Source organism: Flavobacterium restrictum, from assembly GCF_007097245.1.
GTDB classification, from domain to species: domain Bacteria; phylum Bacteroidota; class Bacteroidia; order Flavobacteriales; family Flavobacteriaceae; genus Flavobacterium; species Flavobacterium restrictum.
In genome coordinates this window covers 1-1,639 of sequence record NZ_VJZT01000054.1, presented here as the reverse complement: position 1 = coordinate 1,639, position 1,639 = coordinate 1, and the positions used below count along the sequence as shown (strand labels likewise).

Below are 1,639 nucleotides of genomic sequence, written 5' to 3'. Positions count from 1 at the left end.
TTGTATTTGGGATGATTTGGCAAATCCGAAGAATGGGCTTAATTTAGTCCCAAACCCGCTGTAGTACCAGAACGTTATGCGGGAGTTAAACGGAAAACGAAAAAATAATACTATGAAATTTTATAAAAATGTTATTTTAATATTTACTTTATTTTCTCTTATTTCTTGCGGTGAAAAAAGTTCTATTTCTTCTATTGTAAATAATTCAAAAAATGAAATTACTCTTAAAGTAAAAATAGATAATGATGCAATTAATAAAATACGAAAAGAATATTTAGAAAAGGGTCTTTCATTTAATGAAGAGAATCCTAAAGATTATGAAATCAAAATTGAACCTTCAGAATCATATCTCTTTGATGCAACTATGCATACCGAACCTGATTTTTATGATATTAAAGAAATAGAAATTTATTCAGGAGATACATTAATTCTAAAATGCAGAAAAGACCAAATCCACAAACTCTTTTCAGACGCAAGTAATCCAGGAAACTTAATAATTAATTAAAATATTACAGAAAAAAATCTACATTAATTGTGTCCAAATTATTCAGAAGATAATAACCACAAAATATACATTTGTTTAAATAGAAACTTCAAAGTAGAAATTTGAAAATTGGAATCTGAAAAACAGAAGCGTGAAAGTTGGAATCTGCCAACAGAAACTTGAAAAGTTTTGCGCAAAAAATAAAATAGAAATTTAAAAACAATAAGTTGAAAATTATGAACCGAAAAGCAAAAGCGTGAAAATTGGAATTGCCAAAAGAAGCGTGAAAATTTTTTGTGTGAAAATCGTAATTTCGACAAAATAACCCCCGCATAACAGCCACTACAACGGATTTGGGCAATTGGCTTAATGGAAAGTTGGTTTTGTATTTGGGATGATTTGGCAAATCCGAAGAATGGGCTTAATTTAGTCCCAAACCCGCTGTAGTGCCAGAACGTTAGCCGTCAGTTTACAGCGAACGAAAACTAAACAGAAAAAAGAAAATAATCGTTTTGGAAAAAGAAGAGTTAAATAAAATTATCGAAAAAATTGAAAATGAAAATTCTAAAGAAAAAGCATTTTTTGGTATTCACTATTTAGAAGCTGGAGATGAATTATTTATTAAAGCAAACAAATACGGATTAGAATTATTTGCAAACGAACTATTGAAAGCCTCTAGAGATACAGATGAAATTATTGGAAATTCCGAAAAAAACATATTGACATTTGACCCAAAAGCAAAATGGATTACAGGCGATATTTGGGTCGCTTATATTGAGCCAAAAGCAGAAAATAGAATTGACATAAAAGATGAGCCATACGTCAGAAATTGGAAAGATAAAATTGTAGAATATGGTTTTTTAGCAATTCTTGGTTTAATAGTTTTGATATTTATAGTTGGTGTGAAGACAGTTTTTAGCTGGTTTTTTTAGAAATAATAATAAAATGGATTTTATATAACAGATTAAGAGAAATAAAACCGAACGGCTAACACACGCTACAAGCAATTTGGGTATTTCGCTTAATTTAAAGTTGGTCTTGTATTTGGAAGATTTGGCAAATCCGAAAGATAACGCTGATTTAATCCCAAACTGCTTGTAGCGCGAGAACGTTACTGGCTAGTTATGCCGAAATTACGCAGGTAATTTCGATTTG

The 1,639-nt window shown here is 30.1% G+C and carries 2 protein-coding genes; both read left to right on the top strand.

The window, feature by feature from the left end:
* Nucleotides 1-112 precede the first annotated feature (112 nt).
* Nucleotides 113-505 (top strand): hypothetical protein, encoded by a 393-nt coding sequence (locus FNW21_RS16145; protein ID WP_144257777.1) that lies wholly within the window; start codon nucleotides 113-115, stop codon nucleotides 503-505.
* A 491-nt stretch (nucleotides 506-996) separates the two neighbouring features.
* Complete coding sequence (locus FNW21_RS16140) at nucleotides 997-1,416, top strand: hypothetical protein (RefSeq protein WP_144257776.1); 420 nt, start codon at nucleotides 997-999, stop codon at nucleotides 1,414-1,416.
* Nucleotides 1,417-1,639 lie beyond the last annotated feature (223 nt).

Bases quoted from the DNA above. Each gene is read 5' to 3' on its own strand.
- FNW21_RS16145 (WP_144257777.1), top strand. From the start codon at position 113: ATGAAATTTTATAAAAATGTTATTTTAATATTTACTTTATTTTCTCTT.